General features: G+C 72.5%; 12 protein-coding genes. 9 read left to right on the forward strand and 3 right to left on the reverse strand.

What is annotated here, in order from left to right:
• Positions 1-27: 27 nt before the first annotated feature.
• Positions 28-1,386 (reverse strand): glycosyltransferase family 2 protein, encoded by a 1,359-nt coding sequence (locus AB0F13_RS16470; RefSeq protein WP_362081710.1) that lies wholly within the window; start codon positions 1,384-1,386, stop codon positions 28-30.
• Between the two features lie 290 nt (positions 1,387-1,676).
• Between AB0F13_RS16470 and AB0F13_RS16475 the strand changes: the two genes are divergently transcribed.
• The 3 genes from AB0F13_RS16475 (at position 1,677) to AB0F13_RS16485 (ending at position 5,940) form a co-directional block, all read left to right on the forward strand.
• Positions 1,677-2,183, forward strand: coding sequence for a GtrA family protein (locus AB0F13_RS16475; RefSeq protein WP_362081712.1), 507 nt, complete (start codon positions 1,677-1,679; stop codon positions 2,181-2,183).
• Between the two features lie 131 nt (positions 2,184-2,314).
• Positions 2,315-4,675, forward strand: a complete 2,361-nt coding sequence (locus AB0F13_RS16480) for a lysylphosphatidylglycerol synthase transmembrane domain-containing protein (protein WP_362082092.1) — start codon at positions 2,315-2,317, stop codon at positions 4,673-4,675.
• 110 nt (positions 4,676-4,785) lie between these two features.
• On the forward strand, positions 4,786-5,940 hold the full coding sequence (locus AB0F13_RS16485) for a methyltransferase (RefSeq protein ID WP_362081715.1): 1,155 nt from the start codon (positions 4,786-4,788) through the stop codon (positions 5,938-5,940).
• 35 nt (positions 5,941-5,975) lie between these two features.
• Here the strand turns inward: AB0F13_RS16485 and AB0F13_RS16490 are convergent, their stop codons facing one another.
• Complete coding sequence (locus AB0F13_RS16490) at positions 5,976-6,485, reverse strand: pyridoxamine 5'-phosphate oxidase family protein (protein ID WP_362081718.1); 510 nt, start codon at positions 6,483-6,485, stop codon at positions 5,976-5,978.
• Between the two features lie 153 nt (positions 6,486-6,638).
• Here AB0F13_RS16490 and AB0F13_RS16495 point away from each other — a divergent pair, with 153 nt between their 5' ends.
• The 3 genes from AB0F13_RS16495 to AB0F13_RS16505 all read left to right on the forward strand — a co-directional run bounded on the left by AB0F13_RS16495 (position 6,639) and on the right by AB0F13_RS16505 (position 9,065).
• Positions 6,639-7,238, forward strand: a complete 600-nt coding sequence (locus tag AB0F13_RS16495) for a helix-turn-helix domain-containing protein (RefSeq protein ID WP_362081721.1) — start codon at positions 6,639-6,641, stop codon at positions 7,236-7,238.
• 145 nt (positions 7,239-7,383) lie between these two features.
• Positions 7,384-7,962 (forward strand): NADPH-dependent FMN reductase, encoded by a 579-nt coding sequence (locus tag AB0F13_RS16500; RefSeq protein WP_362081723.1) that lies wholly within the window; start codon positions 7,384-7,386, stop codon positions 7,960-7,962.
• A 299-nt stretch (positions 7,963-8,261) separates the two neighbouring features.
• Positions 8,262-9,065, forward strand: a complete 804-nt coding sequence (locus AB0F13_RS16505; RefSeq protein ID WP_362081726.1) for a hypothetical protein — start codon at positions 8,262-8,264, stop codon at positions 9,063-9,065.
• On the opposite strand, the gene AB0F13_RS16510 is transcribed toward AB0F13_RS16505, so the two are convergent.
• Complete coding sequence (locus AB0F13_RS16510; protein ID WP_362081729.1) at positions 9,051-9,395, reverse strand: helix-turn-helix transcriptional regulator; 345 nt, start codon at positions 9,393-9,395, stop codon at positions 9,051-9,053. The two genes, AB0F13_RS16505 and AB0F13_RS16510, sit on opposite strands and share 15 nt — an antisense overlap.
• Positions 9,396-9,872: 477 nt before the next feature.
• On the opposite strand from AB0F13_RS16510, the gene AB0F13_RS16515 reads away from it, so the two are divergent.
• The 3 genes from AB0F13_RS16515 to AB0F13_RS16525 all read left to right on the forward strand — a co-directional run bounded on the left by AB0F13_RS16515 (position 9,873) and on the right by AB0F13_RS16525 (position 13,688).
• The gene (locus tag AB0F13_RS16515; protein WP_362081732.1) at positions 9,873-10,526 is read left to right on the forward strand and encodes a DUF4360 domain-containing protein; all 654 of its coding nucleotides are present in this window, start codon (positions 9,873-9,875) and stop codon (positions 10,524-10,526) included.
• A 305-nt stretch (positions 10,527-10,831) separates the two neighbouring features.
• The gene (locus AB0F13_RS16520; RefSeq protein ID WP_362081735.1) at positions 10,832-11,407 is read left to right on the forward strand and encodes an ATP-binding protein; all 576 of its coding nucleotides are present in this window, start codon (positions 10,832-10,834) and stop codon (positions 11,405-11,407) included.
• Positions 11,408-11,618: 211 nt separating this feature from the next.
• A complete protein-coding gene (locus tag AB0F13_RS16525; protein WP_362081738.1) occupies positions 11,619-13,688 on the forward strand; it encodes a SpoIIE family protein phosphatase in 2,070 nt (689 codons plus the stop codon).
• The last annotated feature ends 45 nt before the right edge of the window (positions 13,689-13,733 follow it).

The raw sequence follows: 13,733 nt of genomic DNA on the forward strand, positions 1-13,733 counted from the left end.
TGCGTGCGACAGCCGCCGGAAAACCGTTCACCGTCCGCGGCCCTCCTCTCCCACGGGCCGGACACCGGGCAGCCGTACAGCGCCGCGTCCCGGGACACCGCCGACGGCGGTCGCCCGTTCCTCGGCCCGTTCGGTCTTCGCCCAGTTGCTGCGGCGCGTGGCAAGACGCCACGTGGCGCACCAGACCGCGACGAAGCCGACATAGAACCACAGCACTTGGGTGAGGGAATAGCCGACGGCCTTCCACAGCGGCAGGTCGTCGGTGCGCCGCCAGTACAGCAGGGCGCAGACCAGGCACGCCGCATAGGACGCCAGGTATCCGGCCGGGCCCGCCGCCGCGCCGGTGAACCCCCTTCGGACCGTGGCGAGGAGCAGATACTGCTGGAGAACCGACCAGGGCAGGGTCGTCACGTACGGGATCAGCAGATAGGCGGTGAGCTCCACCCGGGCCCAGGCGCCGGCCGCCGAACTCCACAGCTCCGGCAGGCGCGTGATCGCGCTCATGTGACCCTGGTACCAGCGGGTGCGCTGACGCAGCAGACGGCGCGGACAGGTCAGGCCCTGCTGGGAGACGTAGGCGCCGGTGGTGGTGGTGACCGTCCAGCCGTGCACCGCCAGGCTGATGCCCAGATCCAGGTCCTCGGTCAGGGAGTGCGACCACGGCCGCGGCCCGATGCCGTCCAGGGCGGCCAGACGCGTGAACTGGCCGTTGCCGGCCATGCTCACCGACCCGCAGGCCGCCCGCCCGAACTGCCCCAGAGCGCTCAGCCCCCAGAACTCCAGGTCCTGGAACCGCAGCGCCCAGTGCTCGCGCCCGCGGATCCGCACCGCCAGCTGCGCGCCGCCCACCGCGGGGTCGTCGAACAGGGTGGCCACCGCGGCGGCGGCGCCGGGCGTCATCCGGCCGTCGGCGTCCAGCACGCACACCAGTACCCGCCCCGGATCCAGCCCCTCCTCCTCGACGCGGCGGCGCACCGCGCGCAGCCCCGCGTTGAGCGCCGCACCCTTGCCCTGCCGGGCTTCGGGCGGAACCCTGCGGACGACGGTGATCCGGTCGCAGGCCGCGGCGTCCACGAGGTGGGCGGTGGCATCGTCGCTGCCGTCGTCGACGACGACCACGCGCACGCCGGGCTGCCCGCTCAGCAGGGCCCGCAGCGTATTGGTGATCACCCGCTCCTCGTTGAGGCACGGAACCAGTGCGAACACACTCCAGCCGCCGGGCAGCGGAACGGGCGGCTCCCGGTCGAGCGCGACCTGGCCGCGCAGCGTGCTGCTGTGGCGCCGGGCGAAGGTCACGCCCAGGGTCCACAGAGGGAGGTTGTAGGCCACGGTGAGAGCGACGACGGCGCCCGCGAAGTCCCGCGCGACCGTCCCGAAAAGGGTCACAACATGCAAATGCCAGCCCCCTGAGCCGCCCCTGGACACCGTTTTCCTGCCATGGGATATCTGCCCGCCCTGCCATGGGATATCTGCCCGGCGCCCAACGTTCCACGGGTCGTTTCGCCCGTTCGGAGGAAGGAGGGGCGGGCACCGGCGCCACGGCCCGGGCCGGCGAGTTCCGGCCGAACGGCGACGCCGGGGACGCGGCGCGGACAAATCCCCGGCGCATAGCATGTGTTGGATCCATTCATCCGACCGACAGACGGGCATGCGACACGATGAGGAACGGACCGGGAATGCCGCGCCGGCGACCCCAGGGGACGGACGGCGAAATCGTGAGGTTCGGCGCTGTGGGAAGCATGGGGTGGATCGTGGACACCGCGGTGTTCAACGCGTGCCTGCACCTGCTGCACCTGCAGCCCGTCCGCTCCGGCCTCATCGCCTCGGCGGTAGCGGTCCTCGCCACCTATCTGGGCAACCGGTACTGGACGTACCGCAGTCGCTCCAGTAGCCGCCGCTCCCGGGAATTCGCCCTCTTCGTTGTGTTCAGCGGCATAGGAATGGCCATACAAAACGGAATTCTCGCGCTGTCCCACTACGGATTCGGCTATACCTCCGCCCTGTCCGACAATGCCGCGAAGAACGTGGCCGGCCTCGGCCTGGCCACCCTCTTCCGATTCTGGGCGTATCGCACCTGGGTGTTCCGGGCCGCTCCCGTCCGCACCGACGTCGCCGCGCCCCACGGGATACCCGGGGACGAGCGCCGGGCGGCCGCCGGACCGGCCGGGCGCGTCCACCGGTGACCGTCTCCCCGCGTCACGCCGGGGCCGGTCACCCCGGCCGGGAACCCGGGCCGGGCCATCCGCCCGGCGGACCCCGGGTGCGCGTCGACGAGCCGCTGCTCGCGGCCCGCGTGCACCGGCCCTCGGACCTGATGCGCCTCCTCGCCGCGCTGCTCGGCGTCGTCGCCGTCCTCGTGCTGGCCGGCGTGGCCCACAACACCACCACCGGCATCACCAGCGACATAACCTCCGGCGCCACCAAGGTCCACGGCCTGTCCACCACCCTGGCCGGTCTCCTCTCGGGCGTCGCCGTCCTTCTCGTACCGTTCGCCTTCAGCGTCGAACGCCTCGCCCGGCGCGACGGCCTGCGCCTGGCCGACTGTGTCCTGGCCGCCGTCCTCGCCTACTGCCTGACCCTGGGCATGGACTGGTGGGTCGTCCGGGGCGCGGGCGAGGGCATCCGCGACGCCCTGACCCGCTCCCCACAGCCCGGCGGCGGCGTCACCGACCCCGTCCACGGCTATCTCGTCCCGGTCATCGCCTACATGACGACCGCCGCCGCCGGCTGCCGGCCGCGCTGGCGTGTCGCCCTGTGGTCGGTCGTCATCCTCAACGGCGGCACCGAGCTGATCAGCGGCTACACCGCCCCGATGTCCCTGGTCCTGACCGTGCTGCTCGGCCTGACGGTCGCCTACGGCACCCGGTACGCGATCGGCTCGCCCAACGCCCGGCCCACCGGCCGCAATCTGCTCGTGGAACTGCGAAGGGCCGGGTTCCGGCCGGTCGGCGCCCACCGCGCCCCCGACGGGCCCGGCGGCACGCACCGCTACTACGTCGCGCAACAGCAGGGCCCGCCGCTCGACGTCCACGTCATCGACCGCGAGCAGCAGGCATCCGGCTTCTTCTACCGCCTCTGGCGCCGGATGCGGCTGCGCTCCGTCGCCGTACGGCCCAGCCCGCGCTCACCGCGCCAGGCCCTGGAGCACGAGGCCCTCATCTCCTACGCGGCGGCCGCCGCCGGCGCCCGCGCCCCCCGCCTGGCCGCCACCGCCGAACTGGGCCCCGACGCGGTGATCCTGGTCTACGAACACCTCGCGGGGCGCACCCTCGACGAACTGCCGGACGCCGAGGTCACCGACGACCTGCTGACGGGCCTGTGGGAATCGGTCAGGGCACTGCAGGAGCGGCAGATCGCGCACCGCCGCCTGACCGGCGAGTCACTGCTGGCCGTGCCGCAGGGCCCGGGCCACCTGGTCAACCTCTCCCACGGCGACATAGCCGCCGGCGACTTCGTCCTGCGCATGGACATCGCGCAACTGCTCACCACCGTCGCGCTGCGTGCCGGGCCCGGACGGGCGGTCACCACGGCCGCCGGGGTGCTCGGCCCCGCACGGGTGGCCGCCGCACTGCCCCTGCTCCAGCCCATCGGCCTGAGCCGGTCCACCCGCGCCGACCTGCGCCGCTTCAACAGGGAACGCAAAGCCGGAACACCGGCCGGCGGCGAGGGCAGCACCGACGGGGACCTGCTCTCGCGCATCCGCCGGCACATCCTGGACATGGTCCCCGAGACCCCGGCTGCCCCGGTCCGCCTGGAACGCTTCAGGCCCAGGACGCTGTTCACCTCCATCGGCGGCGCCTTCGCCGTCTACTCCCTGCTCACGACGTTCCCCGCCACCCAGATCGACCTCGCCGGCATGAACGGCGCCTGGGTCCTCGCCGCGTTCGCCGCGGCGGCCCTCAGCCACCTGGCGGCCGCCATGTGCCTCATCGGCTTCGTCCCCGGCAGACTCCCCTTCGGCAGGACCCTGCTGGCCCAGCTCGCGGGATCGTTCGTCAAGCTCGTGACCCCCGCCGCGGTCGGCGGCGTGGCCCTCAACACCCGCTTCCTGCAGAAGGCCGGGATCCGCCCCGTACAGGCCGTGGCCAGCGTGGGAGTCTCACAACTGGCCGGACTCGCCTGTCACCTCGTGCTGTTGTTCACCTTCGGTTACATCGGCGGCATGGAGCAGGGCAGGGACCTCGCCCCGTCCCGGACCGTCGTCGCGGGACTGCTGACCGCCGCGGTCCTCGTCCTCACCGTCACGGCCGTCCCGCCCCTGCGCCGCTACGTCGTGGCCCGGCTGCGCCCGCTGCTCGCCGGGGTCGTCCCCCACCTGCTTGACCTGCTGCAGCGCCCCTACCGGCTGGCCGTCGGCTTCGGCGGATACCTGCTGCTCACGGCGGCGTTCGTGGCCTGCCTGGACGCCTCGCTGCGCGCCTTCGGCGGCTCCGCGAGCATCGCCGCCGTCGCCGTGGTCTTCCTGACGGCCAACGCGGTCGGCTCCGCCGCCCCCACGCCCGGCGGGATCGGGGCGATCGAGGGCGCGCTGATCGGAACCTTCGTCGGGCTCGCCCATGTGCCCATCGAGATCGCGACCCCGGCGGTCCTGCTCTACCGCGTCCTCGTCTTCTGGCTCCCCGTGCTCCCCGGCTGGGCGTGCTTCGGCTACCTCCAGCGCAAGGACGCCCTGTGAGGACGCACCGCGACGGTGCCCGCGGGCCGGCCGCCGCATCCGCGACGGGCGGCGGAGCGCGCCGCCGGACTGCCGGGGCACGCCGGGGGTTCGGATAGCCTGAGGACATAATGAACCGCTTCACGACGCCATGGGGCGAGCTCGCTCTCGCCCGCTTCCCCGAGGACCCCCGCGACCCGCTGCGCGCCTGGGACGCCGCCGACGAGTACCTGCTGCGGCACCTCGCCGGAAGCGACGGCGCGCCGGCGGACCTGTCGGGCACCGTGGTCGTGGTGGGGGACCGGTGGGGCGCCCTGGCCACCGCGCTCGCCGCGCACCACCCGGTGCAGATCACCGACTCCTTCCTCACCCAGCAGGCGACGCGGGCGAACCTGGCGCGCAACGGCATCGCGGCGGACACGGTGCGACTGCTGTCCACCAGGGACACACCGCCGGACCGCATCGACGTGCTGCTGATCCGGGTGCCCAAGAGCCTGGCGCTCCTGGAGGACCAGCTGCACCGTCTCGCGCCCGGCGTCCACGAGGGCACCGTCGTCATCGGCACGGGCCGGGTCACCGAGATCCACACCTCGACGCTGAAACTGTTCGAACGCATCCTCGGGCCGACCCGCACGTCGCTGGCGGTGAAGAAGGCCCGGCTGATCTTCTGCACGCCCGGCCCCCGGACCGAGCGCGCCGCCAACCCGTGGCCGCACAGCTACGCGCTGCCCGACGGCATCGGTGTGGTCTCCGGGCGGACCGTCACCAACCACGCGGGCACCTTCTGCGCCGAGCGCCTCGACATCGGCACCCGCTTCCTCCTGCCCCACCTGCCGCGGCACCGGGGCCCCGAGCGCATCGTCGACCTCGGCTGCGGCAACGGCGTCGTCGGCACGGCCGCGGCACTGGGCAACCCCGAGGCCGACGTGGTCTTCATCGACGAGTCCTACCAGGCGGTGGCCTCGGCGGAAGCGACGTTCCGGGCGAATGCCGGACCGGGCGCCACGGCGGAGTTCCTCGTGGGCGACGGCCTGTCGGCCGTGCCCGCGGAGTCGGTGGACCTCGTCCTGAACAACCCCCCCTTCCACACCCACCAGGCGACGACCGACACCACGGCCTGGCGCATGTTCACCGGATCCCGCAACGCGCTGCGCCCCGGCGGCGAACTGTGGGTCATCGGCAATCGCCACCTCGGCTACCACGCGAAGCTGCGCCGCCTCTTCGGCAACTGCGAGGTCGTCGCGAGCGACCCGAAGTTCGTCATCCTGCGAGCCGTCAAGAGCTGACCGCGCCCGCCGGCCGACTCCCGCCGGGCGGCCGGTCAGGCCCGGCGGTCGGCCGGCGTCCGCTCCCACCGTGCGCCGCGCCGCTCGATGACCGCCGGCACCAGGCCGAAGGGCTCGGGATGGACCCGGCGGCTGAAGTCCATCAGCTCGATGCGGTCCGGGCGCAGCCGCAGCAGGACGTAGTCGTCCCCGTCCGGTCCGGCGGGGAAGAACGCGGCGAAGCTGTCCTTCCAGTGGCTGAGACGTTCCTGCAGGCCGTCCTCGATGCGGGCCTGCCCGCTGAACACGGTGTAGGCGCCGGCGCCACGGTCCTCGATCGCGTAGGTGACCCGGGGCCGTTGCGCGACGTCGGTCGCCTTGCGTGACCGTGGGCTCGTACCGATCCAGACCGAGCCGTCGTCGTCGACGCAGACGTGCTCGACCAGGCGGGTGTGCGCGCCGAGGCCGTCCTGAGTGGTCAGAAAGCCGTTGGGGTTCGCCCGCGCGAGCCGCAGGGCGGTGGTGAACAACGACTCGGCATCCGGGTTGTGCTGATCGGTGGTCATGCTGCATCCATTTCGTCGTACGGGAACGGTGGTGCGTGATCCGACCTGACGGCGAAGCGCGAACGAGGCGTGGGAGGGCCTGCCGACCCCCGTGACGGCGGGCCCTCCCCCTCCATACGCTTGCGTATGTTTACCGTACGGTAGCGTACGGCCATGGTGCAACGGCGAGAGCGGAACCCGCAGGACGGCAGCGGACGTCACAGGCTCAGCGCGCGGGACTGGGCGGACGCCGCCCTGAGGGCCATCGGCGAAGGCGGCCTCGCCGCCGTCGCGGTCGAGCCGCTCGCCGCCCGGCTGGGGACCACGAAGGGCAGTTTCTACTGGCACTTCACCAACCGCGAGGCGCTCATCGAGGCCGCGCTGCACCGCTGGGAAGAGGTCGGCACCGAGGACCTGATCACCGCACTCGCCCCCGAACCCGACCCGTTGCGACGGCTGCGCAGGCTGTTCGCCGAAGCGACCGCGGCGGCGGCCCGGGACCCGCTCGAGCTCTCCCTGCTCGCCACCTCCGCGCACCCCCAGGTCGCCGCGGTGCTGCGACGCGTGACGGAGCGCCGGATCGGCTACATCGCCGGCCTCTTCAGCGAGCTCGGCTTCGCGCCCGAGGAGGCCCGCCGCCGCGGACTGCTCGGCTACACCGCCTACCTGGGCCACGCCCAGCTGGCCCACGCCGTGCGCGGTGCGCTGCCGGCCGCCGCGGACCGGGCCGCCTATCTGGACTCGGTCATCGACACCCTGCTGAGCCGGGACTGACGGCCCGCGCCGGCGCACCGACGGCACGGACCTGACAGATCCGCCTTCATCTTGCCTGAGCCCTATGGGGCTTGGCCCATGCTGGGAGGGAACACAGCGCGATGCCCTTCCTCACCACATCCTCACCACAGGAGTACCCATTCCCATGAACGCCACCGACCTGTCCACCGGCACCCTTCGCGTCCTCGCCATATCCGGCAGCCTGCGCGCCGGCTCCGTCAACAGCGCCATCCTGCGCGCGGCCGGTGCACTGGCCGGCACCGAAGTGAAGCTGGAGGTGTGGGACGGACTTGCGGAGGTCCCGCCGTTCAACGAGGACCACGAGGCCGAGCCGGGCGCGGGTGTGCTGGCGCTGCGTGCCGCCATCAACGCCGCCGACGCCCTGCTGTTCGCCACCCCGGAGTACAACCACTCCCTCCCCGGCCAGCTCAAGAACGCCCTGGACTGGGCCTCCCGTCCCTACGGCGCCTCCGCGCTGGGCGGCAAGCCGGCGGCGGTCGTCGGCGCCAGCCCCAGCGGCTTCGGCGCCAAGTGGGCGCAGGCCGAGCTCAGCAGGATCCTGAAGGCCTGCGGCGCCGTGGTCGTGGGCGAAGAGCTGTGTGTGCCGAAGGCCAACGCCGCCCTCGGCGAGGACGGCCTGCCCGTGAGCGAGGAGCTGCGCGGCGCCCTCACCGGCCTGCTCGCCGCCCTCGGCGAGGCCGCCGGCGCCGCCCGGGCCGCGTAGGACGGTACGGGCCCGCCGGGTTCGAACGCGAGGGGCCGCACTCTCCGGGTGCGGCCCCGTCGTATGCCCGTATCTCCGTGCCGTCGCCGTGGCGCGATGTGGTCGGTCGCACAAGAGCTTGGCCGGATCGTTGCACCCCGTAACTGCCGCGATGGGAACATCATTTGGTCGTCGCGGTGAGCGCTGTGTGAAAGCTGTCGAACCGAGTGGGGCATGCGCTCGGTGCGGCGCCGCCTGTGGTGCTCGGAGCAGATGTCACGAAGAGCCTCGCCGCCTCCGCCTCCAGACTGGGAGCCGATGTGGCACTGGACCAGGCGTCCATCATCTCCGAGTGGGTCCTGCCCGCCGCCGTCTGCGCGCCCGTGACATGGGTGTGCCTGGTCTTCCGCTACAAGGAGGACGGCCGGCTGCTGGGCACGTTCCGCTCGACGGTGCTGGGGCTCTGCGTCGTGCTGTGGACCTCCGGCATGGCGGCGCTGGCCAGCGGCCTGCTGCTGCCCCTCACGCCCAGCGTGCCGCCGACGGCGGTGGGGATCGCGACGGGCTGGGGGGTGATCTCGCGGGGCCGGGGCGAGCAGCCCGGCGGGCGGGCGGCGATGGCGGTCCTGACCCTCGGCAACTCCCTGCTGCTCCATCAGCTGTCGCTGCGGCTGCGGGCCGACCGGGCCGACTGGTGCGAGCGGATGGCCGGGGGCTTCGGTGACTGCTGGGACCTCGACACCTTCGCCGGCGACGTCAGGCGTCATCTGCTGATGCGGGTCGACGTCCCCGGCCGGACGAGCCGTTCGCGCACCGCGCTCAGGCGTGAGATCAACGAGCGCCACAAGGAGGTGCGCGCCGCGGCGCAGAAGTGGATCACCGTCGAGACGAAGGTGGAGAAGGCCTGCCAGCTGCAGGGGCGCCGGCCCGACCGGGAGGAGGTCCGGCTGGTGCGGCGGGCGTTCGGCGAGGCCGAGCAGTATCTGAGGTACCTGCTGGAGCTCGAGCACGCCTATGGCAGGCGCAGCGACGGCGGGAGGATCCTCGCACTGAAGCGGAAGCACATCATCCATGCCGGCGCGGAGGGCGCCCCGGATGCGCCGGACGTCTCAGTAGTGGGGTGAGGGTGCCAGGGGTGTGCTGGGCGCGGTCTCGGGCCGGACGGATCCCGTGGCGTACGGCTCCCGGCCGTCCGACGGGTCGTGGAAGCTGATCTCCACTCTGGCGTCGAGGGACTCCGCGACGGCGGCCAGTGACCGCAGGGTGAGGTTCTCGCCCCCGGAGAGGATCTGACTGACCCGGCCGGGCGATACGCCCATGCAGTCGGCCAAGTCCTTGCGGGTCATGCCGCGTTCGGCGAGCAGCCCGGCCAGCGACGCTGTCGCCTGACGCGCGAGCCGGGCTCCTTCCAGCTCCGCCGCACGACCACCCTCGACGCTCTCTCGCCAGGCCATGTCCACCCCCACCAGCTGTGCTGTCGTCAGATCCGTAAGTCCTTGATTGCAGCATGCCACCTTTAGCTCTGACTAAAAGCCAAGTCTGGCGGAAAGGGCCGGTCCCCACAACGGGGAGGCGCCGGTTCCTTGTGGATGACCAGGGGATACGCGATCTGCGGTGGTTTTCGGCCAGATCCTGGGGGATCACTCCCATGGAGCCATGGTGTGACGTCTGGCCAACCCCCCTTCCTCCCCCTACGATTCGAACGCTCTTAGTCCTACGGGCCCCGGGAACGGGCCAGCGGGTTGGCATGGGCATGGCCCTTCCATGTCGTGCCGGGCCCGCCGCCCGCCGTTCTTCCCGGCTCGCCCGGCACCTTACGCACCTCGGCGCCCGCCCCCTCCGCTCGGGGGATCACCCGGCGCCGACGGGCGCGGGATCACTTGTCTTCCCCTCGGGCCCCCGCGGCCCGCAGACAACCGATTGGAGCCTTCATGCCCGCCGGTCTCTTCACCGCAGGCGCGGTCGCGGCGTTACTCGCCGCGCCGCTCTCCACGCACAACGCCTCCTCCGTCATCACCAATCCGCCGCCGGACAAGATCGTCATCGAGGTCGCCACCGTCAACGGCTCCGGCTGCCGGCCCGGGACCGCCGCCGTCGCGGTCTCGCCCGACAACACGGCCTTCACCGTCACCTACAGCGAGTACCTCGCCCAGGTCGGCGTCGGGTCCAAGCCCACCGACTTCCGCAAGAACTGCCAGCTGAACCTGAACGTGCACGTACCGCAGGGCTTCACCTACGCGATCGCCGCGGCCGACTACCGCGGCTACGCGAAGCTGGAGCCGGGGGCGTCGGGCGTCCAGAAGGCGTCGTACTACTTCCAGGGGTCGCCCGTCACGACCCCCAGCAGCCACACCTTCCGCGGCAGCTACGCCGACAACTGGCAGGCGACCGACAGTGTTCCCATCAGCGCACTGGTCTGGGCGCCCTGCGGTGCGCTGCGGAACTTCAACATCAATACCGAGCTGCGGGTCAGCGCCGGCACATCCGACCCCGGTAGAACGACGAGCTTCATGACCATGGACTCGACGGACGGCAGCATCAACACGATCTACCACCTCGCGTGGAAGGAGTGCCCCAAGTCCTGACGGCCCGCGCCCGTACTCCGGGCGCCCGGCGGGCCCGCGGGAGACGAGCGGGCCCGCCGGTGGCGGGATCGTGGCCCTCCTCACACCGACTTTATGCCCAAAACAGCCGGTACCACCTGCGGATATCGCAGTGCGCAAGGCGATCGTGACCGACAGGGTATAGACCTCTGGCGAAAACCGAGCGAATGTTGTGGAATCCCTCGCGAAGGCGGGCGGTCCGCGCATCGCTCCACCGGGCCCGTACGGGCGCAGGAACGAGCATCCGCCCACCACTCTTCGCGCTACCTCGAACGCACCCGAGCCACATGCCTGCATTCAGTCGCGACACCTTGAGTTCCTCGCATTCGGCCGACGCCGTCACCAGCGCGTACGAGCCCGTCGCCGAATGGACGACCCACCCCCAGCGACTCCTCGGCCTGTGGGGCCCGGGGGCGCCGTCGTGCATGCACAGCCCGCCCTCGCCCTGGGCGGCCCGCCGCACGTCCGCGGGGCCGCCGCCCGCGCAGGGGGTCCGCCTGCCGGCCTCGCCCTCCTCTGTGGCGGCCGCACGCCGGTTCTCCGAGCGCCTGCTGGCCGAATGGGACCTGCAGGCGCTGACGGCCGACGCGGCGCTGCTGCTGTCGGAGCTGGTCACCAACGCCATCGTGCACGTGCCCGAGGGCGCCGGTGACGTGGAGCTCGCCCTCAGCCGCACCCCCGACCACCTCGTCGTCCAGGTCAGCGACGCCGGCGGCTGCCTGCCGCTGTGCGCCGAGGCCGGCCCGGACAGCGAGGGCGGGCGGGGCATGTGGCTCGTCGAGCAGATCGCCGCCCAGTGGGGCCACCACGCCTCCGGCGTCGGCAAGACCGTCTGGTTCACCCTCCCGCTCCCCGGGGCCTAGCCCCGCGACCGACGGGTAGGGCGGGGGAGCGCAGCACAGCGGGACACGCCACCAGTGAGGGCCGGACGCCACGCGCGGGCTGCGCAGTGGGCGGGTTCGGAGGGAACATGGAAGACGCTGCGGCGTAACGGCGAGGAAAGGACGGAGGGACCGGGCACCTACGGGCGCGAGGCCGCCGCACCACCCCGAGCGGGCGGAAGGAGGACCTCGAATGGGTACCGCCGACGTATACCGGCCGGGCCCGGACCGCCCCGGGCCCGGCCCCTACGAGCCCGGCGGCCTCCTCGACCTGCTCAGCGTGGCCGCGGCGGTGCTGGACCAGGAGGGCCGGATCGTCCTGTGGAGCCCACAGGCCGAGGAACTGTTCGGCTGGTCCGCCTCCGAGGCGCTCGGCCGGTTCGCCGCACAGCTCCTGGTCGACGACGATCACCTCTCCGAGGTCCTCGAACTCTTCGCCAAGGTGATGAGCGGCGCTGGTTACTGGGCCGGCGTCTTCCCTGCCCTGCGCAAGGACGGCACCACGCGGCTGCTGGAATTCCGCAACGTGCGGCTGGAGGACAAGGACGGCGGCGTCTACGCCCTCGGCCTGGCCACCGACCAGGAGATCCTGCGCGACGTCGAGCGGGACCTGGCGCTCTCGCTCCGCCTGGTGGCCCAGTCACCGATCGGGCTGGCCGTCCTGGACACCGACCTGCGGTACGTCATGGTCAACCCCGTCCTGGAGCGGATGCACGGAATGTCCGCCCAGGACCACCTCGGCAAGCGTGTCCACGACGTGCTGCCGCTGCGGGACGCCGCGGGAATCGAGTCCGCCATGCGCCAGGTCCTGGCGACCGGCACCCCGCTGGTGGACCAGTTCGTGCTGGGCCGCACGGCCGATCCGGCCCTCGGCGAGCGGGCCCGCCTGGTCTCCTACTACCGTCTGGAGGACCCCGCCGGCCGGACGATGGGGCTCGCCACCTCGGTCGTGGACGTCACCGACCGGCACCGGGCCGCCACCGAGGCCAGTCGCAGACTGGCCCTGATCGCCGACGCGTCGGTACTGATCGGTACCACCCTCGACCTCGACCAGACCGCCCGGGAGCTGGCCGAGGTCGTGGTTCCCGACCTGGCGGACGTGGCCGCCGTCGACGTCCTCGACACCGTCCTGAGCGGGAACTCCGCCCCGGTGGGGGAACAGGCCGCGGTCTTCCGGGCGCTGGCCGTCGCCCCCTTCGACGCCACCGACGCCGTCCGCGCCGCCGACCCGCCGGGCGAGATCGCCCAGTACGACGCCGACCGGCTGGTCGCCCGCTGCGTCAACACCGGCCGCCCCGTCCACCTGCCCCGCGTCACCCCCGAGGACCTGCCCCGCATCGCCCGCGACGAGGCCGCGGCCGAGCTTCTGGGCCGGGCCGGGCTGCACTCGTACATGGCGGTTCCGCTGATCGCCCGGGGCGAGGTGCTCGGCGCCCTGGACCTCAAACGCACCCGCAACCCCGAACCCTTCGGCGAGGACGACGTCGTCCTCGCCGGGGAGCTCGCCGCCCGCGCCGCGGTCTGCATCGACAACGCCCGCTGGTACCAGCGCGAGCGCGCCACCGCCCTCACCCTCCAGCGCGACCTGCTGCCCCAGCGGCCCCCGAACCCGGTGGGCCTGGAGATCGCCTCCCGCTACCAGCCGGCCGGTACCGCGAGCCAGGTCGGCGGTGACTGGTTCGACGTCATCCCCCAGAGCGGGGACCAGAGCGCCCTGGTCGTCGGGGACGTCATGGGCAGCGGCATCAACGCCGCCGCGGCCATGGGCCAGCTGCGCACCGCCGCCCGCACCCTCTCCGGGCTCCGCCTGGACCCCGCCCAGGTGCTGCGCCACCTCGACCGCACCGCCAGTGGTCTGGACCAGGCGCTCGCGACGTGCGTCTACGCCGTCTACGACCCCCAGAGCGGGCAGTGCTGCGTGGCCAACGCCGGCCACCTGCCGCCCGTCCTCATGCGACCCGGGCAGCGCCCCGCCCTGCTGGACCTGCCCACGGGCGCCCCCCTCGGCGTCGGCGGCGTCCCCTTCGAGAGCGTCGCCACACGTCTGGCGCCCGGCGACCAACTGGTGTTCTACACCGACGGTCTGGTCGAGACCCGCGACGAGGCCATCGACTCCCGGCTCGAAGTGCTCATCGGCCTGCTCGACGGGCCGATGCCGGATCTGGAGTCCACCTGCGACATGCTGCTGCACGAGCTGCGCGAGGACAACGACCAGGACGACGTCGCCCTGCTCATCGCCCGCGTGCGGCCGGAGCCGCGGTGAGTGCCGAACCTCACGGGACCGGGCCTGTTCCGCACACGTAAAATG

The organism is Streptomyces sp. NPDC026206, from assembly GCF_040638465.1.
Classification (GTDB): Bacteria; Actinomycetota; Actinomycetes; order Streptomycetales; family Streptomycetaceae; genus Streptomyces.

Bases quoted from the DNA above. Each gene is read 5' to 3' on its own strand.
- AB0F13_RS16475 (WP_362081712.1), top strand. From the start codon at position 1,677: ATGCCGCGCCGGCGACCCCAGGGGACGGACGGCGAAATCGTGAGGTTC.
- AB0F13_RS16480 (WP_362082092.1), top strand. From the start codon at position 2,315: ATGCGCCTCCTCGCCGCGCTGCTCGGCGTCGTCGCCGTCCTCGTGCTG.
- AB0F13_RS16485 (WP_362081715.1), top strand. From the start codon at position 4,786: ATGAACCGCTTCACGACGCCATGGGGCGAGCTCGCTCTCGCCCGCTTC.
- AB0F13_RS16490 (WP_362081718.1), bottom strand. From the start codon at position 6,485: ATGACCACCGATCAGCACAACCCGGATGCCGAGTCGTTGTTCACCACC.
- AB0F13_RS16495 (WP_362081721.1), top strand. From the start codon at position 6,639: ATGGTGCAACGGCGAGAGCGGAACCCGCAGGACGGCAGCGGACGTCAC.
- AB0F13_RS16500 (WP_362081723.1), top strand. From the start codon at position 7,384: ATGAACGCCACCGACCTGTCCACCGGCACCCTTCGCGTCCTCGCCATA.
- AB0F13_RS16510 (WP_362081729.1), bottom strand. From the start codon at position 9,395: ATGGCCTGGCGAGAGAGCGTCGAGGGTGGTCGTGCGGCGGAGCTGGAA.
- AB0F13_RS16515 (WP_362081732.1), top strand. From the start codon at position 9,873: ATGCCCGCCGGTCTCTTCACCGCAGGCGCGGTCGCGGCGTTACTCGCC.
- AB0F13_RS16520 (WP_362081735.1), top strand. From the start codon at position 10,832: ATGCCTGCATTCAGTCGCGACACCTTGAGTTCCTCGCATTCGGCCGAC.
- AB0F13_RS16525 (WP_362081738.1), top strand. From the start codon at position 11,619: ATGGGTACCGCCGACGTATACCGGCCGGGCCCGGACCGCCCCGGGCCC.